General features: G+C 46.2%; 21 protein-coding genes. 6 read left to right on the top strand and 15 right to left on the bottom strand.

The window, feature by feature from the left end; translation table 11 throughout:
- Positions 1-31: 31 nt before the first annotated feature.
- From trxA to zapA, 12 genes are all read right to left on the bottom strand, one after another.
- Positions 32-346, bottom strand: coding sequence for a thioredoxin (trxA, locus tag ACQVGT_RS06755; RefSeq protein ID WP_003222500.1), 315 nt, complete (start codon positions 344-346; stop codon positions 32-34).
- A gap of 322 nt (positions 347-668) precedes the next feature.
- Entirely contained in the window at positions 669-2,156 is a 1,488-nt protein-coding gene (gene abfB, locus ACQVGT_RS06750) for an alpha-L-arabinofuranosidase AbfB (RefSeq protein WP_015483534.1), read from the bottom strand.
- 218 nt (positions 2,157-2,374) lie between these two features.
- Positions 2,375-3,352, bottom strand: a complete 978-nt coding sequence (gene etfA, locus ACQVGT_RS06745) for an electron transfer flavoprotein subunit alpha (RefSeq protein ID WP_015384304.1) — start codon at positions 3,350-3,352, stop codon at positions 2,375-2,377.
- Between the two features lie 35 nt (positions 3,353-3,387).
- Entirely contained in the window at positions 3,388-4,161 is a 774-nt protein-coding gene (etfB, locus tag ACQVGT_RS06740) for an electron transfer flavoprotein subunit beta (RefSeq protein ID WP_015483535.1), read from the bottom strand.
- 14 nt (positions 4,162-4,175) lie between these two features.
- Positions 4,176-4,952 carry an enoyl-CoA hydratase gene (locus ACQVGT_RS06735; protein WP_003229549.1) on the bottom strand — a complete coding sequence of 259 codons (777 nt, stop codon included), beginning with the start codon at positions 4,950-4,952 and terminating at the stop codon, positions 4,176-4,178.
- A 14-nt stretch (positions 4,953-4,966) separates the two neighbouring features.
- The gene (gene fadR / locus ACQVGT_RS06730) at positions 4,967-5,551 is read right to left on the bottom strand and encodes a fatty acid metabolism transcriptional regulator FadR (protein ID WP_014477593.1); all 585 of its coding nucleotides are present in this window, start codon (positions 5,549-5,551) and stop codon (positions 4,967-4,969) included.
- Positions 5,552-5,654: 103 nt separating this feature from the next.
- Complete coding sequence (gene lcfA / locus ACQVGT_RS06725) at positions 5,655-7,337, bottom strand: long-chain-fatty-acid--CoA ligase LcfA (protein ID WP_015384307.1); 1,683 nt, start codon at positions 7,335-7,337, stop codon at positions 5,655-5,657.
- A gap of 188 nt (positions 7,338-7,525) precedes the next feature.
- Positions 7,526-7,930 carry a DUF350 domain-containing protein gene (locus ACQVGT_RS06720; protein WP_003237674.1) on the bottom strand — a complete coding sequence of 135 codons (405 nt, stop codon included), beginning with the start codon at positions 7,928-7,930 and terminating at the stop codon, positions 7,526-7,528.
- A gap of 14 nt (positions 7,931-7,944) precedes the next feature.
- Positions 7,945-10,302 carry an endonuclease MutS2 gene (locus ACQVGT_RS06715; protein ID WP_015384309.1) on the bottom strand — a complete coding sequence of 786 codons (2,358 nt, stop codon included), beginning with the start codon at positions 10,300-10,302 and terminating at the stop codon, positions 7,945-7,947.
- Between the two features lie 20 nt (positions 10,303-10,322).
- A complete protein-coding gene (gene polX / locus ACQVGT_RS06710; protein ID WP_015384310.1) occupies positions 10,323-12,035 on the bottom strand; it encodes a DNA polymerase/3'-5' exonuclease PolX in 1,713 nt (570 codons plus the stop codon).
- Between the two features lie 73 nt (positions 12,036-12,108).
- A complete protein-coding gene (locus ACQVGT_RS06705) occupies positions 12,109-12,642 on the bottom strand; it encodes a CvpA family protein (RefSeq protein ID WP_003229537.1) in 534 nt (177 codons plus the stop codon).
- A 6-nt stretch (positions 12,643-12,648) separates the two neighbouring features.
- Entirely contained in the window at positions 12,649-12,906 is a 258-nt protein-coding gene (gene zapA, locus ACQVGT_RS06700) for a cell division protein ZapA (RefSeq protein ID WP_003229534.1), read from the bottom strand.
- A gap of 133 nt (positions 12,907-13,039) precedes the next feature.
- Here zapA and rnhC point away from each other — a divergent pair, with 133 nt between their 5' ends.
- Positions 13,040-13,981: a ribonuclease HIII gene (gene rnhC / locus ACQVGT_RS06695; protein WP_015483536.1), complete on the top strand. Its 942-nt coding sequence runs from the start codon at positions 13,040-13,042 to the stop codon at positions 13,979-13,981.
- Positions 13,982-14,174: 193 nt separating this feature from the next.
- Here the strand turns inward: rnhC and pheT are convergent, their stop codons facing one another.
- On the bottom strand, positions 14,175-16,589 hold the full coding sequence (pheT, locus tag ACQVGT_RS06690; RefSeq protein WP_015384312.1) for a phenylalanine--tRNA ligase subunit beta: 2,415 nt from the start codon (positions 16,587-16,589) through the stop codon (positions 14,175-14,177).
- 15 nt (positions 16,590-16,604) lie between these two features.
- Positions 16,605-17,639 (bottom strand): phenylalanine--tRNA ligase subunit alpha, encoded by a 1,035-nt coding sequence (gene pheS, locus ACQVGT_RS06685; RefSeq protein WP_015384313.1) that lies wholly within the window; start codon positions 17,637-17,639, stop codon positions 16,605-16,607.
- Positions 17,640-17,720: 81 nt separating this feature from the next.
- Between pheS and ACQVGT_RS06680 the strand changes: the two genes are divergently transcribed.
- Positions 17,721-17,927, top strand: coding sequence for a hypothetical protein (locus ACQVGT_RS06680; RefSeq protein WP_004398812.1), 207 nt, complete (start codon positions 17,721-17,723; stop codon positions 17,925-17,927).
- A gap of 66 nt (positions 17,928-17,993) precedes the next feature.
- Here ACQVGT_RS06680 and ACQVGT_RS06675 read toward each other — a convergent pair whose 3' ends face one another.
- On the bottom strand, positions 17,994-18,740 hold the full coding sequence (locus tag ACQVGT_RS06675) for a TrmH family RNA methyltransferase (RefSeq protein WP_015384314.1): 747 nt from the start codon (positions 18,738-18,740) through the stop codon (positions 17,994-17,996).
- 118 nt (positions 18,741-18,858) lie between these two features.
- Here ACQVGT_RS06675 and sspI point away from each other — a divergent pair, with 118 nt between their 5' ends.
- From sspI to ACQVGT_RS06655, 4 genes are all read left to right on the top strand, one after another.
- Entirely contained in the window at positions 18,859-19,074 is a 216-nt protein-coding gene (gene sspI / locus ACQVGT_RS06670; RefSeq protein WP_015384315.1) for a small acid-soluble spore protein SspI, read from the top strand.
- Between the two features lie 68 nt (positions 19,075-19,142).
- The gene (locus ACQVGT_RS06665; RefSeq protein WP_015483539.1) at positions 19,143-20,249 is read left to right on the top strand and encodes a CdaR family transcriptional regulator; all 1,107 of its coding nucleotides are present in this window, start codon (positions 19,143-19,145) and stop codon (positions 20,247-20,249) included.
- A gap of 102 nt (positions 20,250-20,351) precedes the next feature.
- Complete coding sequence (gene glcD, locus ACQVGT_RS06660) at positions 20,352-21,764, top strand: glycolate oxidase subunit GlcD (protein ID WP_015483540.1); 1,413 nt, start codon at positions 20,352-20,354, stop codon at positions 21,762-21,764.
- Complete coding sequence (locus ACQVGT_RS06655) at positions 21,761-23,104, top strand: (Fe-S)-binding protein (RefSeq protein ID WP_015384318.1); 1,344 nt, start codon at positions 21,761-21,763, stop codon at positions 23,102-23,104. The genes glcD and ACQVGT_RS06655 overlap by 4 nt, the downstream gene beginning before the upstream one ends.
- Positions 23,105-23,133 lie beyond the last annotated feature (29 nt).

Below are 23,133 nucleotides of genomic sequence, written 5' to 3'. Positions count from 1 at the left end.
GGAATCGCTCTGGCATGTAAGCAGCGGAAAATTAAAGATGTTTGTTTACAAGCTCTTGAAGCGCTTCTTTTGGTTTGAAGCCGACTGAAGTTTCAACTACTTCGCCGTCTTTTAACACAAGAAGAGTCGGGATGCTCATAACGCCGTATTTTCCGGCAGTTTCTTGGTTTTCATCTACATCGATTTTTACGATTTTCAGTTTGTCTCCCATTTCTTGATCCAATTCTTCAAGAACAGGTGCAATCATTTTACAAGGTCCGCACCAAGGAGCCCAGAAGTCTGCCAGTACGACGCCTTCGCTTGTTTCAGCTGAGAAAGATTGATCAGTTGCTTTTACGATAGCCATTATTGAATTCCTCCAATGTGAAATGATGATTTTTAGTATAGCATCTCCCATTCGTTCACGCTATTTTAATGCTTACAAATTATTTTTTCCTGATCACAGCCGGTTTACTCATTTTTATATGGTTGAATGGGATATGCTCTTTTTTTAAAACACAAATCTGATAATGGCCCCGATCACTACAATTGCCCCAATAATCATTAAAATGGTACGAAGCATAAGATCACATCTCCTCTTCACTGTCATGTACTTTACCATGCCCGGCCGGAGCTGTTTTAAAACCTGAAAAAGAGCGCCGGCATGAAGCTCCGGCGCTCTTGCGCAATTAAGAATCAGCACGCAGCGTAAGTAAGACGACTGACATTGGCGGGAGTTTTACTTTCAATTTGTTTTTGCTGAGCGTGTATTGTCTGAAGGATTCCGGTTTGACATGATGAGGATCGTCAAACGTGTTATGCGCATTCATTTTTTCTGCCGTAAGAATGACTCCGGAATGGTCCGCTGCCTTGTGTAGGCCCCTCAGCTCGATTTCCGCCTCCGCTTTGTTTTGGTGATCGATGTTGCAAATTGTGATATTGATATCGCCTTCAGCTTGTTTCGACGCTGAAATGCTGATTTGCGGAAGCGTTTCACCGTTCCATTCATAGTCGGCAGACATTGTCTCTGTGGCTAAAAGAGAAGCGTCCTGGTGCACCTTAAACATATTGAATACATGGTACGTCGGTGTCAAAAGCATCCGCTCTCCCTCAGTCAAAATCATTGCTTGAAGAACGTTGACCGTTTGGGCGATATTGGCCATTTGCACCCGGCGGCAATGCTGATGGAAGATGTGGAAATGAGAAGCCGCCACCAGCGCATCACGAATGGTATTTTGCTGATATAAGAAACCGGGATTCGTGCCTGGCTCGGGATCAAACCACGTGCCCCATTCATCAATAATCAGCCCGACCCGCTGCTCCGGATCATACCGGTCCATAATCGTGCCGTGTTTTTGAATCAATTCATCGATGTATTTGGCTTTTTTCATCGTAATAAACCATTCATCTTCCGTGAATTCTGTGGCTGATCCTTTGCCCTTCCAAAAATCCCCCGGAATCGTGTAATAATGAAGACTCAACCCGTCCATCAGGCCAGCGGCTTTTTTCATAAGCACATCCGTCCAATTAAAATCATCCACATTTGCGCCGCCGGCAATTTTATAAATGTCATTCCCGCTGTAATTGCGGACATAAGTCTGAAAACGCCGGTACAGATCTGCGTAGTATTCGGGATGCATGTTGCCGCCGCAGCCCCAGTTTTCATTGCCCACGCCGAAATATTTCAGCTTCCAAGGCTCTTCTCTTCCATTTTGTTTTCTCCAGTCTGACATCGGCGTGCCTTCTTCAAATGTCATATACTCAATCCACTCCGCCATTTCCTGAACGGTTCCGCTTCCGACATTGCCGCAAATATATGGCTCGCATTCAAGCAGCTCGCAAAGCATCATAAATTCATGCGTTCCGAATTCATTTGATTCAATTGTACCGCCCCAGTGAGTGTTCAGCATTGTCTTACGGTCACCGACACCGTTTGCCCAATGGTATTCGTCCGCAAAACACCCGCCCGGCCATCTGAGGACAGGAATGTGCAGCTGTTTGAGCGCCTCCAGCACGTCCTTTCGTATCCCGTTGATATTGGGGATGTCTGAGTCCGTTCCGACCCAGATTCCCTCATAAATCCCTCTTCCTAAATGCTCAGCAAAATGACCGTATATATTTTTGTTAATGGTTCCTTTTACGATATCTGTTTGAATCACTGCTTGATGTTCAGACATGCCTCTGATCATTCCTTTCATACGGATATGAAAAGCACCACAGTCAAATATGTGATCTGTCTTTTGCCTGAGGAGTCAGCATGAATGTAAGCGCTTTTAAAGTAACCATATTATATATGTTCGTACATGTCAACGACATTTTCTATTGTTTTTTATATTTGTACGTATGTATTTATAAATATGAAAAAATCCCGAACTTTTAAAGTCCGGGATTTCCTTTATGAGTGTATATTCAATTGTTTGAATTCCTCAGTTAATAACGGGACAACTTCAAATAAATCACCGACGATGCCGTAATCCGCTATTTTAAAGATATCGGCTTCGGGGTCTTTATTGATGGCGACGATCACCTTGCTGTTTGACATGCCTGCCAAATGCTGGATGGCGCCGGAAATGCCACATGCAATGTACAAATCCGGAGTAACGACTTTCCCGGTCTGCCCGATTTGGAGAGCGTAATCGCAATAATCAGCGTCACATGCCCCGCGAGAAGCCCCGACTGCGGCCCCTAGCACCTCTGCAAGCTCCTGCAGCGGCTGAAATCCATCCTTACTTTTGACTCCTCGGCCGCCCGCAACGATAATTTTCGCTTCGGAGAGATCAACACCGTCCGCCGTTTTTTTCACGACCTCTTGGATAACAGTGCGGAGGTCAGTAAGAGAAACATCAATGCTTTCGATGCTCCCCGATCTGCTGGTGTCTTTTTCTGAAGCTTGAATGTTATTGGGGCGAATTGTTGCAAAGATCATCGGATCGGTTGAAATGACGCGTTCAAAAGCTTTCCCCGAGTAAATCGGCCGTGTGAACACAACATTTCCTCCGGTAACGCTTACATCTATAGCATCAGAAATTAAGCCTGTTTGCAGCCGGGCAGCAAGCTTCGGTGAAAGATCCTTGCCCATTGCCGTATGCCCGAAGATGACTGAATCAGGATTTTCTTGCTCGATAACACCTCTCATGACCTGACTGTACCCGTCTGCCGTGTATGTTTTCAGCTTCGGGTCCTCAGCGGTAAGAACTTTATCTGCTCCGTAATGAATAAGCTCTTGTGCAATGCTTTGTACATTTTCACCGATGAGAACACCGATGACTTCTCCATCTCCTGAAATGGTTCTTCCTGCAGCTATTGCTTCAAAGGTGACATTCCGCAATTCCCCATCGCGTATTTCTCCAAGCACGATCACTTTTTTTCCCATTCTAACATCCCCCTGTTTCTTTGAATGTCCAAGCTTTAAATGACTTTAGCTTCGCTGCGGAGCAATGAGACAAGCTCTTTTGCCTGTTCAGCAGGCTCACCTTGGAGAAGCTTCCCGGCTTCTTTTTTCGGCGGCAGAAAACGCTCAATGGTTTTCAGCTTTGGTTCAGCATCCTCTTCGTCCAGGTCAAGATCATCAAGTTCAAGCTCTTCAAGCGGCTTTTTCTTAGCCTTCATAATTCCCGGAAGCGATGGATAGCGCGGCTCGTTTAAGCCCTGCTGAGCTGTGACAAGCAATGGGAGCGTCGTTTTGATTTTTTCAACATCCCCTTCGACGTCCCTTTCTGCTTCTGCATCAGTGCCGTTGATTTCGAGTTTGGTGATCGTAGTGATACACGGAATGTTCAGTAGCTCGGCAAGCCGAGGCGCCACTTGTCCTGATCCTCCGTCAATGGCAACATTTCCGCCGAGAATCAAATCAAACTCCTGATCCTTCATATAGTGGTATAAAACTTGAGAAATGGAATATTGGTCGGGTTCTTCGAGATCATCTTCTATGTTGATTAAAACAGCTTGGTCACAACCCATGGCAAGCGCCGTACGCAATTCTTTCTCCGCTTCTTCACCGCCGACCGTGACGGCGGTGATCGTGCCGCCATGCTTTTCCTTCAGCTGGATGGCTTCTTCTATCGCGTACTCATCATATGGATTAATGATCCATTCCGCTCCGTCATCCTGAATCTTTCCTGTTTCAATGACGATTTTTTCTTCTGTGTCAAACGTCCGTTTCATCAGTACAAATAGATTCATGATCATATCCCCTTTTATTCGCCTTTGAACTGAGGCTTTCTTTTTTCGAGAAATGCCTGGATGCCTTCCTTGGCGTCCTCTGACTCAAATGCTTCCCCAAATCGCTTTGCTTCAAGCTTTAAGCTGCCTTCATAGGAATACACCTTGTTGGAATAAAGAAGTTCAAGCAAAGATGCCAGCGTTTGCGGGCTTTTCTCTGCAAACTTAGCGGCAAGTGCTTTTGCTTTTTCAATCACTTCTGCCTCATCTTTCGCTCCAATTGAGACAAGTCCGAGATCAAGCGCTTCTTTTCCGGATATCGGTTCTCCTGATCCGATGAGCTCTAGTGCTTTGGCTGTACCGACATATCTCGGAAGGCGCTGTGTCCCCGCAAAACCCGGAATGATACCGAGATTAAGCTCCGGGAGCCCCAGCTTGGCGTCTTCTGCCGCGATTCTGATATGACAAGCCATCGCCAGCTCCAGCCCGCCTCCAAGAGCAGCGCCGTGAATCGCCGCGATAATCGGTTTTGGAAAGCTTTCGATTCTTTCCATCAGCTGCTGGCCGCGCTCAGCCAGCAGTGAGGAATCCTCGTTGCCTTTAAGCGATGTAAATTCTTTAATATCAGCGCCGGCTGAGAAAAATCTTCCCTCGCCGTGAATGATAATGCTTCGTACGCCTGCATCTGTCTCACATTGATCAAGACAGGAAGACAGCTCTTCTAATATCCGGCTGGAAAGTGCATTTGCCGGCGGATTGTGAATCGTCAAAACTGCCACAAATTGATCAACTGCCAGTGATATTGCATTCATAGGACAGAACTCCTTTACTTATTATGAATTCCAGACACCAATAATTCTAAAACGCTGTCTGAAAGCGCAGCGAGATCGTACTTTTGGTCATTCATCACCCAAGTTGTCACGGTTTCGTCAATCGTTCCAAAAATCATCTGCCGGGCGAGGCGGACGTCGAGGCCTTCTTTTAATTCGCCTGATTGTATACCTTCCGTCAAAATGCCATCCAAAATATTTAAGTAGCCTTTTAATATTTCGTTGATTTTTTGGCGCAGCTCCAAGTTGGATTGGCGGAGCTCGAGCTGCGTGACAATTGCGAGATTATGGTCACCCGCTAAAAGGGAAAAATGCTTTGAAATCACAAGCGCCAATTTCTCTTTCGCTGTTGCTTTTTCTTTAATGTCCTCTTCCATCCGCTCAATAAATTGACCCATTTTTTCTTTGAAAAGAGAAATTAAAATATCTTCTTTGTTTTTAAAATAGAGATAGATGGTGCCGTCCGCTACTCCGGCTTGTTTGGCAATTTTGGATACCTGTGACTGGTGGTAGCCGTTTTCTGCAATGACTTCTACTGCTGCATCAATAATCTGCATATACTTTGGCCGTTTTTGCTTCAATGTTCATCGTTCCTCCCTATAAAAATGAATGACTATTCATTCATAATTTCATGATAAGAAGGATTTTCAGGTTTGTCAAGTTTATTCATAGGAGTTCTCTTTTTTATTTGATATGATGATTTTCGGCTTCTTCTTCAAGTAAACGCCTTCTTAAAATTTTCCCCACCGCCGTTTTCGGCAGCTCTTTTCTGAACTCATAGGCTTTGGGCACCTTATAGGGAGCTAGACGTGATCTCGCAAAAGTGTCCAGTTCTTCTGTATCGGCTTTTGCGCCTTTCTTTAATACTACAAATGCTTTTACTGTTTCTCCCCTGTAAGAATCGGGAACGCCTGCGACAACAATTTCCTGGATGGCTTCATGTTCATAAAGCGCTTCTTCTACCTCACGCGGGTAAATATTGTAACCGCCGGCAATGATGATATCCTTCTTCCTGTCAGCAATATAGAAAAAGCCTTCTTCATCCATATAGCCCATGTCCCCGGTGAACAGCCAGCCATCTCTCAGCACTGCTGCGGTTTCCTCTGGTTTATTCCAGTATCCTTTCATGACTTGCGGACCTTTTACAATGATTTCTCCATGCTCATACGGAGCGGCAAGCTCACCCGTCTCTTCAGAATAGATCGCGGCGTCCGTACTCGGCCAAGGACAGCCGATACTGCCCGGCTTGTTTTTTCCCCAGATAAAGTTAGCGTGCGTCACTGGGGATGCCTCAGACAAACCATAGCCTTCCACAAGCTTTCCGCCAGTCACCTTTTCAAATTTCTGCTTTACCTCCACGGGGAGCGCGGCTGATCCGCTAAGACAGCTTTTAATGGATGACAGATCATAATGCTGCAATTCGGGGTGATGCAAAAGGCCAATGTAAATTGTCGGTGCGCCAGGAAAGAGCGTTGGTTTGTGTTTGTCGATGATTTTAAGTGTTTCGAGCGGATCAAACTTAGGAAGAAGAATCATTTCGAAGCCTAGTTTAATCGAATAGTTCATGACTGCCGTCAGTCCGTAAACATGAAAAAACGGGACGATGCCCAGCACTTTTTCAGCGCCTTCTTTCACGTCATACATCCAAGCGGCGCACATTTCAGTATTTGCCAAAATATTTTGGTGCGTGAGCATGACCCCTTTTGGAGCTCCGGTTGTTCCTCCGGTATACTGGAGGACAGCGATATCATGCTCAGGATCGATCTTCGGGATTGTCAGGAGTTCAGTTTTTTCCTGCTTCATACTGGAAGCAAACGTGTGAATGTTAGCTGTTTTGTCAAAATCGATATGCACTTTTTGTTTTTGCGTCAGCGGGTAAAGAATATTCTTCGGAAAAGGCAAATAGTCTTTTACGCTGGTTATCAAAATCTGGTCGACTATTGATAACGTTTTCATTTTTATTGCCTTCGGGAAAAGCAAATCTAAGGTGATGATCACACTTACCTGAGCATCTCTAAGCTGGTATTCAAGCTCATGCTCGGTATAAAGCGGATTCGTCTGCACCACGATGCCACCGGCAAACAAGACGCCATAATAAGAAATCACTGTTTGCGGGCAATTGGGCAGCATAACAGCCACTCTGTCTCCTTTTTGCAGGCCATTGCACTGCAAAAAAGCTGCAAGTTTAAGAGCATCCGTCAGAATGTCATGAAAGGTGAGTTTTTTTCCATAAAACGATATTGCGGTTTTATCAGGGAATCGTGCGGCGGAGTCTGTCAGGATGGATTGCAGGGTTTTATTCGGCAATGGAAGCTCATGCGGGATATCGTTGGGATACTCGGCAAGCCACGGCTTTTGAGACTGCATAAAACCTCCCCTTTCGATTTTAGAGATCCACCTTATCATTATAGCAGATGGACGGCAAAAAAAAGAAAAAGAAAGGTAAATCTTTCTTTTTCTCATAATATGAACAGATATATAAGACCAATTAACAAAAAGATTCCCGCCGCGGCGAGCAGTATTTTCGCAAGCTTTTCCATCTATTCTCCGTCCCCTTATATTCCGGCTGCCACCACAAATGAAAGCCCGACAGAAATGACAAATGAAATAAAGCCGACAGCCCGGTTATCATTTTCGATTTCCTGATCAATTTTAAACCGCGGAGTCAAAAACTCAAAAATAAAGTAACTGATCAGAAGCATAACAAACCCGTAAACGCCCCAGCCGATCATTTGCAGCAGCGAATTATGCTGGGAGATGGAATGCTGAAATACGTTTGCGATTCCCAAAATTTTTCCGCCGGTCGCCATTGCCACCGCAAGATTTCCTTTTTGAATCTCTTCCCAGTTTTTATAAGCCGTCACCAGCTCAAACACAGTCAAAAAGAGGACGAGGCAGAGAACCGCGACACTGTAATATGCCGCGATTTCCACAAGCTCGTTTTCCCAAAAATCACTCATGGCCATACTCCCTTTTATTTTAGTTCAACAACCGTAACGCCTGATCCTCCCTCACCTGCTTCACCGAAACGGGAACTTTTGACGCTGCGGTGGTTTTTCAGAAGATCCTGTACGCCTTTTCTTAAAGCGCCGGTTCCTTTTCCGTGGATGATTGACACTCTTGGATATCCGGCTAACACCGCATCATCCAAGTATTTTTCAACCCGGCTGAGGGCATTTTCATAGCGTTCGCCGCGGAGATCAAGTTCAAGCGATACGTGATAGTCCTTTCCCTTGACCGCTGTAATGATTTTTTCTTTTTTTGGCTCCGGAGCTGATTTGATAAACTCCAGATCTTTTTCTTTTACTTTCATCTTTAAAATACCGATTTGAACATTCCATTCATTGCCGCCTGTTTTTTCGAGCAATGTTCCTTTTTGCCCGAAAGTGAGGACTTTCACCTCGTCACCAGGCTTAAAGTCGCGTTTTTGCGCTTTTGGCTTTTCCGGTTTCTTGGACTTTTCAAAAGCCGGCATAGCGCCTTCTAACCGTTTCTTCGCGTTAATCAGCTCGTGATCCTTGAAGGATTTGTGTTCTTCTTTTATGGAGCGCAATTCATGAATAATGTCCTCGGCTTCTTTTATTGCCGCTTTTACTTTTTCAGCAGCCTGCTGTTCTGCCTCTTCAAGCATTTTGTCTTTTTTGCTGTTAAGCTCGATGATTTGCTGCTGCAGCTCTTTATGCAGTTTTTCCGCTTCTTTTCTGATTGATTCTGTCTCAGAAAGCTCTTCTTCCGCACGTTTTTTGCTTTGTTCCAGCGACGCAATCATCGTATCGACTTCGTTATGCTCGGCCGTCATTTCTGACTTCGCCTGCCCGATGATATGGTCCGGAAGCCCGAGGCGTTTTGAAATTTCGAAAGCATTGCTTCGACCCGGCACACCAATTAAAAGTTTATAGGTCGGTGACAGCGTTTCAATGTCAAATTCAACGCTGGCATTCATGACGCCTTCTCTGTTATAGCCGTACGCCTTCAATTCCGGATAATGCGTCGTAGCTAACACTCGTGCATTGGTGCGATGCACGTCATCCAAGATGCTCATGGCGAGGGCCGCCCCCTCCTGCGGATCTGTCCCTGCACCAAGTTCATCGAAAAGCACAAGGCTGTTTTCATTGACCTGTTCTAAAATGCCGACAATGTTCACCATATGGGATGAGAACGTACTTAAACTTTGCTCAATCGACTGTTCATCACCGATATCAGCGAATACGTGCTCAAATACTGCCGCTTCTGACCCTTCATCTGCCGGGATATGAAGACCTGATTGCGCCATTAAGGTTAGCAGGCCTAACGTTTTAAGGGTGACTGTTTTCCCCCCGGTGTTTGGCCCTGTGATGACAATGGTTGAAAAATCGCGGCCAAGCTCGATGTCATTGGCAACAACCTGGTCAGGCGGAAGCAATGGATGGCGGGCTTTTTTCAAACGGATAAAGCCGGTGTCGTTCATAATCGGTTTTGTCGCTTTAACCGCTTTTGCATATCTAGCTTTTGCAAAAATAAAGTCAAGCGTCTGCAGCACTTGCAAATCTAGAAATAGCTCCTCTGTATGCTCTGCCGTTTTCTCTGTCAGCACACGCAAAATCCGTTCAATTTCTTGCTTTTCTTTCACTTTCGCCTGCTGAAGGGAATTGTTCATATCTACAATCGCCTGCGGTTCAATGAATAGTGTCGCACCAGAGGATGAGGTGTCGTGCACAATTCCTCCATAGCTGGATCTGTACTCCTGTTTGACCGGGATCACAAAGCGGTCATTCCGAATCGTAACAATCGTATCAGACAGCATTTTCGAAGCGGAAGAGGAACGCAGCATCGACTCTAACCGGTCTCTGACTCTTGATTCGAGTGTTCTGAGCTGTGTGCGGATTCCTCTTAATGTTTCCGATGCATGATCAAGCACTTCTCCGTGATCATCAATGCAGGAATTAATGTCCCGCTCTAAATCGGACAGCGTGATAAGCTGTTCAGCATGCTGATGGATCAGCGGAATGTCGACACCGTCTTCAGCCATTTGGGTGATAAAATGTTTCATTTGTTTAACTGCATAAAGCAGGCCTGAGATTTCAGTGAATTCAGAAGGACTGAGAACGCTGCCGATTTCCGCCCGTCTTAACGCTCCTCTGATATCTACAAGGCCGCCAAATGGCGCTTGGCCTCTCAGCCGGATAATGTCAGAAGCTTCGTCTACTTCATCAAGCTGTTTTTTGATTTCGTCTATAGAAGCAGAAGGCTTAAGCTCGAGAAGCATTTCTTTTCCGAGCGATGAAGCGGCATGCCCAATAACCTGTTCTTTCACTTTATGAAATTCAAGAGCTGATAATACTTTTTGCTGCACGATTGTGTGAGCCTCCTTACTTAATCGTTGCGCTTCAGAAATGCCTCTACGTCTTTAAGCGACCGGGCATTCAGAACGTTTTTCGTTTCCGTCCATCCTTTGCGCGCGGCAGTAACGCCAGTTTTCATATCGTCTAACATCTCAATATTATGGGCATCAGTATTAATCACCAATGTAACCCCTTGTTCGTTTGCTTTCATTAAATGCTCTGTGCGCAGATCAAGGCGCGCAGGGTTGGCGTTGAGTTCAAGCGCCGTATTTGTTTTCCTCGCAAGCTCAATCAGCTGATCAATATCGATTTCGTAACCGGCCCGTCTGCCGATAAGGCGCCCGGTCGGGTGTGCGATAATGTCAACATGCTTGTTTGTCAGTGCCGTCTCAAGCCGTTTCATAATCACGTGTTCCGGCTGATTAAAACTGGAATGAATCGATGCAATAACGATATCCATTTCCGCAAGCACATCGTCATCATAATCGAGCGTACCGTCAGGCAGGATATCCATCTCAACGCCTTTCAAAATACGGAAGTTTTCAAACTCTGCATTCAGTGCGTCAATTTCTTTTGCCTGCTGCTTAAGTCTTTCTGCAGTAAGCCCGTTGGCGACCTTTAAATATTGTGAGTGATCGGTGATCGCCATGTATTGATAGCCTTTTTTGATGCAGGCTTCAGCCATCTCTCTGATCGAAAATGCACCATCGCTCCACGTTGAGTGCATGTGGAGATCACCTTTGATTTGCCCGGGTTCTATCAGTTCAATGCTGTCGCTGTAGGTTTCCACTTCCTGTCCGCTTTCACGAATTTCCGGCGGAATCAGCGGCAGGCCGAAGTGCGCATAAAATTCACGTTCACTCGGAAATGTTTTGATCTCTCCGGTTTCAACTGTCTCAACGCCGTATTCACTGATCCGCTCGCCGCGTTCTTTGGCGATTTGGCGCATTTTAATATTGTGATCCTTTGATCCCGTAAAATGATGGAGTGTTGTCGGAAACTGCTCTTCCGTCACAAGACGGAAATCGACGCTTGTTTCATATTCAAAGGAAAGGATGACGGACACCTTCGTATCTCCGCTTGCGATCACGCTTTTGATGTTTGGCAGCTCAAGAAGCTGCTCTCTTACTTCAGCCGGATGATCTGTAGCAATGATATAATCCAGATCCTTCACCGTTTCCCGCGCTCTGCGGAGACTTCCGGCACGAGAAAATTTGATGATATGCGTAAATTGAGAAAGATGCTCCTCAATTTCCCGCGCGATCCGGAGGGCGTAGCCGATCGGGAACCGTTCAGGCTGTTTTCCGGCTTCCCCGAGCGCCTGTAATATTTTTTCTTCCGATTTTTTGCCGAAGCCCGCAAGACCCTGGACCTTTTGCTGCTCACAGGCTTCCTTCAGAGATTCTGCATCGTGTACGCCGAGCTCTTTATACAGCTTTGCGATTTTTTTGCCGCCGAGCCCCGGCAGCTTCAATAAAGGCACGAGTCCTTCCGGCACTTCTTTCTGAAGCGATTCGAGCGTGCTTGACTTTCCTTCATCTATATACTCTTTAATGACGCTGTACGTTCCTTTTCCAATGCCGGACAGCGACATCATATCGTCCATTTCTGATAAGCTTCGGTCGTCCTGTTCCAGGGCTGCCGCCGCTTTTCGGAAGGCGGATACTTTAAACGGGTTGTCCCCTTTGAGTTCCATATAGACTGCAATGGTTTCAAGCAGCCGGATAATATCTTTTTTATGCATATCATAACCCCCAGACGTTCACATATGTTTCCATCATACTTGAAAAAAACTTCTCCGGACAAGAGAAGTTTTTTTATGCCCCGTACTGTGTCCACAGCTCTTGTAAAAGCCCTGACAAGTACGGTGTATGGTTAATGATCACATTTGCGAGAGACGATTGCCCCATCATTTGCTGCAGTGCATCTACCGGCAGAACGGATGCGACATACAGCAGCACAAATGTAAATAAATAGACTTCTAGAAAACCGAGAACGGCTCCCAGCATCTGGTTGATTTGTTTAATCACCGGAATGCCGGCTACAATACTCAGGAACGAGCCGATGATTCTCAGTAAGATTTTAGCAATGATAAATAAAACGATAAACGCAATCGCATTATAGTACGCTGCTTCCAAATTCCCCGTAAAAAAAGAAAGAGCCGGCTGTCCCGCTGAAAAATCGGGTGCGGGAATCCAATGTAAATGCGGTGCCACGTTTTTATAGAATAAAGCCGCAAAGGCAATTGATAAAATAAAGCTCGTCAAGCGGATAAACTGCAGGATAAAACCGCGTTTTAACCCCAGTAAAGTCCCCATCAGGAGCAAGATTAAGATGATGATATCTAGCATAGTTGTTCAATCCTTTTCTTTAAGCTGACGCTCCAGTTTTTCACATTTCTCTTGTAATTTGACATAATCGTGCACCACATTTACCGCTGTCAGCACTGCAAGTTTATTTATATCAAGGTATGGATTTTTTTCATTGATTTCTCTCATTTTATCATCAACAATTCCGGCGACATACCTCATATGGGCTCTGCTTTCTTCACCGACAATCGTGAAGTGCTGGCCGTAAATGTCAACGGTTGTTTTTGTTTTTTTGCCGTCAGACAACGTTTCTCCTCCATTCCGCGAGAATCCTAGTTCTTATCATAACACGTTTATTAAATGAATGGAAAGACGAGCCTCCCGCTGTTATGATACACTGGTATATACAGCGAAAAGTGTAAAAAAAGGAGATTATTACGTGTCCCATTCAGTGATAAAAGTATCGTTGTCTGCTATTGACCAAATGAAAATGACATACAGTGGTTCGCTTACAGCCTCTGTTCCGCAGGGAGCCGTTTTTCAGGCGAAACCGCCCGGCTGTACCATTACAGCATATAAATCAGGCAAGGTCTTGTTTCAAGGCAAAAACGCAGCGGCAGAATCCGCGCGCTGGGGAACAGCGGAGCCTCAGGAAAAGAAGAAAACGGCCAAAAAGCCGGCTGATCCCCGCTATGCCCCTCCGGCAGATATCGCCGGAATGTCTGTTATCGGTTCTGACGAAGTCGGAACCGGAGATTACTTTGGCCCAATGACGGTTGTATGTGCGTACGTCGACAAAACCATGCTTCCTTTAATGAAGGAACTCGGTGTTAAGGATTCTAAAGATTTAAAAGATCCGCAAATCATCGAGATTGCCCGAAACCTGATCAAAACTATTCCATATAGCCTGCTGGTTTTAAAGAATGAAAAGTATAACAGCATGCAGGAAAAAGGCATGAGCCAAGGGAAAATGAAAGCTTTGCTGCACAATCAAGCGATCACCCATTTATTAAGAAAATTGGATGGAGTAAAGCCTGAAGCCATTTTGATTGACCAATTCGCTGAGCCAGGCGTCTACTTCAATCATTTAAAGGGCAGAGACATTGTGAAGGAGCGGACCTATTTTAGCACAAAAGCTGAAGGCATTCACCTGGCTGTCGCCGCTGCTTCAATCATTGCAAGATATTCGTTTTTAATGGAAATGGATAAACTATCACGCGAGGCAGGAATGACGCTTCCAAAAGGGGCCGGTCCGCACGTCGATGAAGCGGCCGCCAAGCTGATCCTCAAAAAAGGGGCATCTGCACTCAGAACCTTTACAAAACTCCATTTCGCCAATACGCAAAAAGCGCAGCGCCTTGCTGATAAAAAACGTTCATAGAAAAAAGCTTGCAGATTTCTCTGCAAGCTTTTTTCATCTTTTCAGCGTGATTGAAAACCCTAGAAGTCTAGGAAAGGCGAGCATTGGAGCACAGCGAATGTTCTCATTCGTGAGCACCAACGCGCAGACCTGACAACGAATGCGGGGGGTTGCCGACACGCTGAGCTTGCAGATTTCTCTGCAAGCTTTTTTATCAGCCTCTTAAAACAGCTTGATATGTGTCTTCTAACGCTTTCAGCACTTTGCTGTGCGCCTTTGTCACTTCTTCTTCAGTCAGTGTTTGTTCAGGGTTGACATACTGGAGTGAGAAAGCGACTGACTTCTTGCCTTCCTCCATATGTTCGCCTTCGTATACGTCAAAGACAGTTACCTCTTTCAGAAGCTTGCCGCCAGCCTCTTTAATGACGCTCTCAAGCTGGCCGCTTGTGACGGTTTTATCTGTTACAAGGGCGATATCACGTGTCACAGACGGATATTTCGGAATCGCCTTGTAAACAAGCGGTGCTGTTTCTGCTGCGAGCAACGCATGAAGATCGAGCTCAAATACGTATGTTTCCTTTATATCCAGTTCTTTTTCCAATGAAGGATGGACTTGGCCGATGAAGCCGATCAGAGAACCATTCAATAAAATGTTCGCTGTTCTGCCCGGATGCAGCTGTTTGCGTTCAGACTGTACAAATTCAATTCTGTCTAGGACGTTGAGTTTGTCTAACAGCCCTTCCACAATTCCTTTGACAACAAAGAAATCAACTGGTTTCTTTTCACCCTGCCATAGCTGCTTGCGCCATAATCCGGTAACAGCTCCTGCTACGCGTTCTGTTTCAACAGGTTTTGTGTCCTCTTCCTTCGTCAGGAAAACGGAGCCGACTTCGTACAGTGCAACTGAGTCAGTCTGCCTCGCAAGGTTGTAAGAAACAGAATCAAGCAGATTCGGAACAAGACTGTGTCTGAGAATGCTTCTTTCTTCACTCATTGGAAGCGCAAGCACAGTATTCAGTGATTTTTCAATCGCAAACGCTGCCGCTTTCTTCTCATTTGTCAGTGAGTAAGTGATGGCTTGTGATAAGCCTGCGCCTTCAAGGAAGCGTCTGACTTTACGGCGTTTTGCCTGGTATGGCGTTAATCCGCCTGTAGTTCCCGCTGTCTCAGGAAGCGTAGACGGAATGTTATCGTAGCCGTACAGTCTTGCCGCTTCTTCGATTAAATCCTCTTCTATTGTAATGTCGCCGCGGCGTGATGGGACAGTCACAACGAGAAGTTCACCCGCTTCACCGACCGTAAAACCGAGACGTTTATAAATGCTGATCAGTTCTTCTTTACTGATCGTCAGGCCTAGAACGCTGCTCACTTTGTCAGCAGATACGTGAATGTTATTTGCTTCGATTGTCAGGTGATCTTCCTCAACTGTTCCAGCAAGCACCTCACCGCCGGCATACAGATGGATCAGCTGCGCAGCCCGTTCTGCTGCAAGACGTACGCGCGCCGGATCAATTCCTTTTTCAAATCTTACGCTTGATTCACTTCTCAAACCAAGGTCTTTGGAAGCCTTGCGAACCGTCTGCCCATTGAAATACGCAGCCTCAAGCAAAATCGTTTTCGTATCTTCCTGAACCTCTGACTCTGCTCCTCCCATGACACCCGCAACAGCCTGCGCTTTCGTTCCGTTTGTAATGACAAGGTGATCGGCGGACAGCTTACGTTCTTGATCATCAAGAGTGACGAGCATTTCATTCTCAGCTGCTTTTCTTACTACGACTTCCTTAGAGCCAAATCTGTCATAATCAAACGCATGAAGCGGCTGTCCGTATTCCAACAGGACAAAATTTGTGATGTCAACGACGTTGTTGTGCGGACGAATGCCTGCATTCATCAGCTTTGTCTGCATCCAAAGCGGTGATGGAGCAATCGTGACATTTTTAATGATTTTTGCAGTGTACAGCGGGTTCGCTTCTTGATCTTCAATTTTGACTGCAATGTAATCAGACGCTTGTTCTGAAGCAGCCGGGTAATCCGTTTGCGGAAGCTTTACCTCAGTGTCTAAAATCGCGGCAACCTCGTAAGCAACACCAAGCATGTTCATGGCATCCGCGCGGTTTGGCGTTAAACCCAGCTCAAGAATCGCATCGTCAAGCTGTAAAGCCGCTAAGGCATCGCTTCCTGTTTCAGCGTCATTAGGGAATACGAAAATGCCTTCTGCATACTCCTTCGCCACAAGTTTGCTTTCGATACCAAGCTCCTGTAAGGAACAGATCATGCCATTTGATTCTTCACCGCGAAGCTTGGCTTTTTTGATTTTGAAATTGCCCGGCAGCACCGCTCCGACAGTTGCAACCGCGACTTTTTGTCCCTTATCCACATTCGGCGCGCCGCAAATGATTTGTACAGGGGCTTCAGCACCGATATCCACAAGGCACTTATTCAGCTTATCAGCATTCGGGTGCTGCTCGCGCTCCAGCACATGGCCGATGACAACGCCTTTGATGCCTTCTCCTTTGTATTCAATTCCTTCAACCTCAATACCGGCTCTTGTAATTTTTTCAGCAAGAACAGCCGGGTCCATGCCTTTTAAATCAACATAATCCTCTAACCATTTATAAGAAACAAACATCCTTGCATCCTCCTCTTACGCCTGTTTAAACTGCGAAATAAATCTGACATCGTTTGTATAGAAGTGGCGGATATCATCAATGCCGTATTTCAGCATGGCGATGCGCTCAACACCCATTCCGAATGCGAAGCCCTGATATTCCTTCGGATCAAAGCCAGCCATTTTAAGCACGTTCGGGTGAACCATTCCGGCACCGAGGATTTCAATCCAGCCTGTTCCTTTACATACTGAGCAGCCGTTTCCACCGCATTTAAAGCATGTCACATCCACTTCTACTGAAGGCTCAGTAAACGGGAAGAAGCTTGGGCGGAGTCTGATTTCACGGTCTTGCCCGAACATTTTTTTCGCAACGAGTTCAAGCGTTCCTTTTAAATCACTCATGCTGATGTTTTTGTCAACGACAAGCCCTTCAATTTGCATAAATTGGTGAGAGTGCGTCGCATCATCGTTATCACGGCGATATACTTTACCCGGGCAAATGATTTTAACGGGACCTTTGCCTTCATGCTTTTCCATCGTCCGTGTTTGGACAGGAGAAGTTTGCGTTCTCATCAAATTCTCCTCTGTGATGTAAAAGCTGTCCTGCATATCGCGCGCAGGGTGTTCTTTCGGAAGATTGAGCGATTCGAAGTTGTAGTAATCCGTTTCAACCTCTGGCCCTTCCTCGACTGTGTAGCCCATACCGATAAATAAATCTTCAATTTCTTCAATGACAACAGTGAGCGGATGGCGGCCGCCGACTGCAACAGGGTTCCCCGGCAGCGTGACGTCAATTGTCTGTCCTGCAAGCTTCTGCTTCATTTCCTCTTCTTCAAGCTTCTCGTTTTTGTCAGCAATCGCATTGGCAATACGCTCCCTTACTTCGTTCGCGAGCGCCCCCATTTTTGGACGTTCCTCAGCAGAAAGCTTGCCCATTCCGCGCAGCACTTCTGTAATCGGCCCTTTTTTTCCGAGATATTGCACCCGAATATCATTGACAACCTTCAATGAGCTTGCCGCTTCTACTTGTTCTAAAGCTTCTTGTTCCAGCTGTTTTAGCTTTTCTTCCATTTTGCATCCTCCTTTTATGTAAACAAACCGTCATATGTCTTTGGAAAATAAAAAAAACCCGTCCCTTGTACAAGGGACGAGTTGTGGCCGCGGTACCACCCTTATTTCAGACAGACTGATGCTGTCGTCAGCTTCATTGACATAACGGAATCAGATTCCGGTTCACCTTTACGCGCAGTGTACGCGGTCCCGGCGACAACTCAAGAGGTGAAGCCAATTTCCGGCTGCGTTAAAAATGCTCTCAGTCAGCGGCATTTTCTCCCTGGAAAGCAGTTGATCAGAAATTGAGGTCCTCTGTCACGGTTTTTGAAATATTATGTTCTATTATAGAGAAATCCAACGCTTGGCGCAACACTATCCTCGCAAGTGATACACGAGGATGGCAGCCGCAACCGCAACGTTTAGTGATTCAGCCTGTCCGTAAAGCGGCACGTATAGGTTCAAATCCGTTTTTTCCAGCAATGCAGCATCCACACCTGCACCTTCATTTCCTACAATGAGCGCAAAGGATTCAGACTGAGGAATCTCCTGATAAGGCGCTCCGTTTTGCAGCGCCGTGCCGTATACTTTTACGCCCTCTGCCTTCAATTCGTCCACATATGAAGGCAGGTTTCTTCTCACAACAGGAATATGGAAGTGAGATCCTTGAGCAGATCGCAGTGTTTTTCCGTTAAAGGCGTCCGCCGTGCCGTCACCGAGTACAACCGCATCCAAACCGGCCGCATCAGCCGTTCGAATCATTGTGCCAAGGTTTCCCGGATCTTGAACAGCGTCAATCAGCAGCACCTTGCGTGCCGTTGCCAGCTTTTCTTCAGGCATATGGCACACAGCGGCAATCTGCTGCGGCGTTTCGGTTTCAGTCACAGCTGAAAACGCATCTTCACTCAGCGTATAGCACTGGATACCAGTCTCAAGATCTGAAGGAATCTTCGTTTCATCCTTTACAAGGATTTCTTTCACAATGCCCGGGCTTTTCAACGCCTCTTCAACGAGGTGTTCTCCCTCTATCAGAAATGTATTTGTTTTTGTTCGTTCTTTTTTTGTGTGAAGCTTTTTCCAATCCTTCACTTTTTGGTTTTTTGCCGATTCTATTTGTTTCACTGTCTATGTGGCGCTCCTTTTTTTAACATGATGTTATTATATCGCAAGAACAGCACATAATAAACCAGGTGCAGGGTTAGAATATACGTATTACATTTTAGAAAAAGGAGCGTTTTACATGGATCTTAATTTACGTCATGCCGTCATCTCCAATGTCACCGGCAATAATCAGGAGCAGCTTGAGCATACAATCGTAGATGCGATTCAAAGCGGTGAAGAAAAAATGCTTCCAGGGCTCGGCGTTTTATTCGAAGTCATTTGGCAGCACGCATCTGAAAGTGAGAAAAACGAAATGCTGAAAACGCTTGAAGACGGATTAAAACCCGCCGAATAAGACATGAAACCGGGTGACAGCGCCCGGTTTTTTTCTTATATAATAAAAACATGATGAGGGGGAACGCCATGTTTTTACAGCCGTTATTAGCGAAAAAAATTATTGCTGAAGTTAAAAAAATGTACGAACGTGAAGTCATTATTGTAAACACGGACGGTCTTATTATGGCAGGCACAAACGATGAGCGTGTCGGACAATTTCATGAGGGAGCGCTTATCTGCGCAAAAGAAAGACGCAGCGTGATTATTACAAGAGAAGATGAAACAAGGTTAAAAGGAGTGAAAGCAGGCATAAACCTCCCTGTATTTTTTGACCATGATGTGATCGCCGTCTTCGGGCTGACAGGTGAGCCTGCAGAGATTCAGCCATTCGGAGAACTGCTTCGAAAAATGACAGAGCTGTTCATTAAGGAATCGCGGCATTTAGAGCAATCCCAGTGGCGTGAGAGAATGCTGGAGTCCTTTATGATCGATTGGCTGCAATTAAAGGAGTGGTCTCCCAGTTTTCTTGAGAAAGCTCAGCTTCTTGGTGTTGACCTTTCCTCCCGGCGCCAAATGATTCTGATTCAGGGGTATGAGTGGTCACGTCATGATATTGAACAAATGGCACGCAGCTGGAAATCCTCGTACCCTGCGGATTTGTTCATCAGGTGGGGAAATGAACGGATTTTGATTAATCATGAAGTGCCGCAGCATGAACAAAGGGATCAGCTTTTACGGAAGATCCTTCACATTTGTTCGTTTGCCAATACCGCAAGCAGCCAATATACAGCAGCTGGCGCCGGAAGGGCCGTCGCAAGCTCCAGCCTGACAGATTCATACGAGCAAGCGGAAAAAGCGCTGGCTGTCAGCCTTAAGCGAAAAACGCCCATATTTGAAGAGGATCTGAAGCTTGATATGTGTCTGACGGAGATCAGCCCGGGAACCCGAAACGAATTTCCGCAAAGAGTATTAGGAGAGGCGCTAGAGCATCAGGAACTTATGAATACGTTACGGACTTTCTTTCATCTCGATTTGTCTTTGAAACAAACCGCAGAAGATATGCATATTCATATCAATACATTGCGATATCGTCTGGCTAAGGCTGAACAGCTGACGGGTTTACGTTTTGACCGTACCGAGGACATCGTCACGATGTACGTCGCCCTCTATTTTTTAGATCAAGACACAAAATAGAGAGAGTTTCAGTTTCATTTTTTGTATGTTTCTCCATGGAAGGCTTTGCTTTTTTTCTTTTACAATAGATTGAAAGCGTTTTTTGACAGGGGGATGGGTAAAATGATCACCAAGGATGTAAAGGAGCAGCTGATTCGGGTCTCCGGACCAGAAAACTTTGATGACTCGACTGCCGGCCGTCTCGTCTATTCATATGATGCGACGCCTCAGTATCAGTCTATGCCTGATGCCGTGATTGCTCCGAGGAATACTGATGAAGTATCACGCATTTTAACAATTTGCAGCGAACATCGAGTGCCGATCGTTCCAAGAGGATCAGGGACAAACCTGTGCGGCGGCACGTGCCCGACTGAAGGCGGACTTGTGCTTCTCTTTAAGCACATGAACCAGATTCTTGAGATTGATGAAGAAAATTTAACTGCCACAGTTCAGCCGGGCGTCATTACGCTGGATATGATCCGCGCGGTTGAAAGCAAAGGTTTGTTTTATCCGCCTGACCCGAGTTCTATGAAAATATCAACCATGGGCGGAAACATCAATGAAAATTCCGGCGGGCTCCGCGGATTAAAATACGGCGTCACCCGCGACTATGTTATTGGACTGGAGGTTGTGCTCGCAAATGGTGACATCATCCGCACCGGCGGAAAACTCGCAAAGGATGTGGCCGGATACGATCTCACACGTCTTTTTGTCGGCTCAGAAGGAACACTCGGCATTGTGACAGAGGCAATCGTCAAGCTCGTTCCAAAGCCTGAAACAAAAAAGACGCTGCTTGCCCTATATGAAAATATCGATGCCGCTGCTCAAACGGTATCGGACATTATTGCCGCAAAAATTATACCCGCCACGCTTGAATTTCTCGATCAGCCTACACTATTGGTGATTGAGGATTATGCCAAAATCGGACTTCCGACAAACGCAAAGGCGGTTCTATTAATTGAGCAAGACGGACCGTTTGAAATCGTGGCACGGGATATGGAAAAGATTGAGGCGATTTGCAAAAAAGGCGAGGCCGTTTCCGTTCAGACCGCACAAACGGAGGAGGAAGCATTCACCCTGACTGAAGCACGGCGCTCTGCACTTTCTGCCCTTGCCCGTCTCAAGCCGACGACGATTTTAGAGGATGCGACCGTTCCTCGCTCAGAAATCGCCAATATGGTTAAAGCGATTAATCATATTGCTGCTAAATATGATATTTCCATCTGCACCTTTGGCCATGCGGGAGACGGGAACCTCCATCCGACATGCACGACAGATATAAGAGATCAAGATGAGATGGAACGTGTCGAACAGGCCTTTGCCGAGATTTTTGAGAAAGCGATTGAACTTGGCGGCACGATAACCGGAGAGCACGGAGTCGGGGCAATGAAAGCGCCTTACTTGGAAATGAAGCTGAAAAAAGAAGGCGTTGATGCGATGAAAGCGTTGAAAGCGGCATTTGACCCCCGGAACATATTAAATCCGGGCAAAGTGTTTGCGAAAGATGCCAGAAAACGTGTGGTGGCGGAAAGATGACAACAGAAAAAGAAATGAAACAGATCCAAAATGAGTTTAAAGAGCGCATGGATGAAGGCGAGCTTTTGAATTGTATGCGTTGCGGCTTCTGTCTTCCTTCCTGTCCGACCTATATCGAATCGGGATTTCAGGAAACACACTCTCCGCGTGGGCGTATCGCCTTAATGAAAGCCGTAGCCGACGGTATGATTGAACCGGATGAAGATGTCGAACGGTCGCTGTCACTTTGCCTCGGCTGCCGCGCCTGTGAACCTGTATGCCCGTCAGGCGTGAAATACGGACAGCTGCTTGAGGAAGCCAGAGATATTATCCACCAAAACAAAAAACACTCGCTCGGCGCACGTGTCATGCGAAAGACGGCTTTTCACGAGCTGTTTCCGCACCAAAACCGCATGCGATCAGCTGTAAGCCTTATCGGTTTGTATCAGCGGTCAGGACTGCAAACCGCTGTGCGAAAATCAGGCATGCTTCGGGTCCTGCCTGAGCATTTGCAGACGATGGAAGCCGTTCTTCCTGATGTTCCTAAAAGCAAAGACATGAAACATCGGCCGCGTTTCCTGCCGTCCATTGGCCCCATGAAAAAGCGGGTTGCCTTTTTTTCCGGCTGCTTAATGGATACAATGTTTTTACCGACCAATAACGCCACATTGAAGCTTTTACAGCTGGCAGGCTGCGACATTGTCATTCCGCCTGAACAGGCTTGCTGCGGGGCGCTTCATGGACACAGCGGTGAAAAAAACACAGGGAAAGAGCTCGCGAAACAAAATATCGCTGCTTTCGAAGCTTTCGAAGCATTAGACGTGGATGCAGTCATTACAAACGCAGGAGGATGCGGAGCCTTTCTTACCGAATATGATCATTTGCTGAAGGATGACCCGGAATGGTCGGAGCGAGCCGCCGCTTTTGTTCAAAAGCTGAAGGATTTTTCTTCCGTTTTGGTTGAACTCGATTTCCATCAAATGGACTTAGCGCTCGAGACACCTCAGGTCGTTACCTACCAAGATTCATGCCACCTAAGAAATGTAATGCATACGTCGCTTGAGCCCCGCCAGCTTCTTAAAAGCATCAAAGGGGCGGAATTCAAAGAAATGGAGAAAGCAGACAGCTGCTGCGGGTCAGCGGGAATTTACAACATCGTCGAAGCTGAAATGTCTATGAAAATACTGGACAGCAAAATGGCTGCCGTCAAAGCAACCGAAGCGATCCTCATTGTAACAGCAAATCCCGGCTGCCTGCTGCAGATGAAGCTCGGGATTGAACGCGAAGGACTAAGCGGTAAAGTCAGAGCCGTTCACCTGGCTGATCTGCTATTGGAAGCAGCCGGGCACAAAACATCATGAGAAAGCCCAAAACAGAAATTGTTTTGGGC

The sequence above is a fragment of the Bacillus sp. SCT118 genome (genome assembly GCF_058566435.1).
The sequence above is the reverse complement of the archived record's forward strand: the minus strand, read 5'-3'. Positions and strand labels throughout refer to the sequence as shown.

Excerpts from the sequence above, each read along its gene's own strand:
- ACQVGT_RS06720 (WP_003237674.1), bottom strand. The coding sequence starts at position 7,930 with ATGAGTGATTTTTGGGAAAACGAGCTTGTGGAAATCGCGGCATATTAC.
- glcD (WP_015483540.1), top strand. The coding sequence starts at position 20,352 with ATGATCACCAAGGATGTAAAGGAGCAGCTGATTCGGGTCTCCGGACCA.
- sspI (WP_015384315.1), top strand. The coding sequence starts at position 18,859 with ATGGATCTTAATTTACGTCATGCCGTCATCTCCAATGTCACCGGCAAT.
- pheT (WP_015384312.1), bottom strand. The coding sequence starts at position 16,589 with ATGTTTGTTTCTTATAAATGGTTAGAGGATTATGTTGATTTAAAAGGC.
- ACQVGT_RS06665 (WP_015483539.1), top strand. The coding sequence starts at position 19,143 with ATGTTTTTACAGCCGTTATTAGCGAAAAAAATTATTGCTGAAGTTAAA.
- etfB (WP_015483535.1), bottom strand. The coding sequence starts at position 4,161 with ATGAATCTATTTGTACTGATGAAACGGACGTTTGACACAGAAGAAAAA.
- trxA (WP_003222500.1), bottom strand. The coding sequence starts at position 346 with ATGGCTATCGTAAAAGCAACTGATCAATCTTTCTCAGCTGAAACAAGC.
- abfB (WP_015483534.1), bottom strand. The coding sequence starts at position 2,156 with ATGTCTGAACATCAAGCAGTGATTCAAACAGATATCGTAAAAGGAACC.
- pheS (WP_015384313.1), bottom strand. The coding sequence starts at position 17,639 with ATGGAAGAAAAGCTAAAACAGCTGGAACAAGAAGCTTTAGAACAAGTA.
- ACQVGT_RS06705 (WP_003229537.1), bottom strand. The coding sequence starts at position 12,642 with ATGCTAGATATCATCATCTTAATCTTGCTCCTGATGGGGACTTTACTG.
- etfA (WP_015384304.1), bottom strand. The coding sequence starts at position 3,352 with ATGGGAAAAAAAGTGATCGTGCTTGGAGAAATACGCGATGGGGAATTG.
- lcfA (WP_015384307.1), bottom strand. The coding sequence starts at position 7,337 with ATGCAGTCTCAAAAGCCGTGGCTTGCCGAGTATCCCAACGATATCCCG.
- polX (WP_015384310.1), bottom strand. The coding sequence starts at position 12,035 with ATGCATAAAAAAGATATTATCCGGCTGCTTGAAACCATTGCAGTCTAT.
- ACQVGT_RS06735 (WP_003229549.1), bottom strand. The coding sequence starts at position 4,952 with ATGAATGCAATATCACTGGCAGTTGATCAATTTGTGGCAGTTTTGACG.
- ACQVGT_RS06655 (WP_015384318.1), top strand. The coding sequence starts at position 21,761 with ATGACAACAGAAAAAGAAATGAAACAGATCCAAAATGAGTTTAAAGAG.